The sequence below is a fragment of the Staphylococcus sp. EG-SA-2 genome (genome assembly GCF_017152085.1).
This window is the reverse complement of sequence record NZ_JACYHC010001223.1, coordinates 1-640: the sequence shown is the minus strand read 5'-3', so window position 1 is coordinate 640 and position 640 is coordinate 1. Positions and strand designations below refer to the sequence as shown.

Here is a 640-nt window from a genome sequence, read left to right as displayed (position 1 = left end):
AAAATATGAGATTATCTGGGATGTCGCTGTCAATATCGATACGGTCTCTATTATTTTTGATATCGTTATGCATAATTTTAATGCAGACATTTTTTAATACTTTATTAAATTCAGCGTCTTCTTCTTGGAATTCTGCGATTTCTCTCAAATCCTCTTTATTATTAATCGTATCACTCATCGTTTGGAATGGATGATTAAGACGGTCACTGATATCTCTAGCAAAGTAGTCTTTAGTCAATTGATTGAACAAATACTCTAGAAGATCATATTTATCATAAAAATGTTTATAAAATGTTGTGCGGTGTACGAGTGCATTGTCGCAAATTTGATTGACAGTAATCGTTTGGAATAATTGCTGTTCTAACAATTGTAGCAAGCTACTCGACAATGCTTTTTTTGTCTTTATAACTCGTAAATCAGTCTCTTTCATCTATATTTCTCCTTTGTGTGTAGTTTAATATACAAAATTTTCCAATTGATTCTTTAAGAGGTCGGGGATAGATACTATAATCGAACAATAATCTACACTGTATATTTAAACTATAACGTTGATTTTAAAAGGAGGCAATATACTTTGGCAAAATTTTTATATAAGATGGGGACATTCATCGCAAAACATAAATGGTCCGCGGTCATTGCA

The 640-nt window shown here is 31.4% G+C and carries 1 protein-coding gene; it reads right to left on the bottom strand.

Annotation, left to right across the window (positions count from 1 at the left end; translation table 11 throughout):
* Positions 1–430 (bottom strand): fatty acid efflux pump transcriptional regulator FarR (gene farR, locus IDG60_RS28205; protein ID WP_206161105.1); only part of this gene is annotated, 430 nt, incomplete at its 3' end.
* Between the last annotated feature and the right edge of the window lie 210 nt (positions 431–640).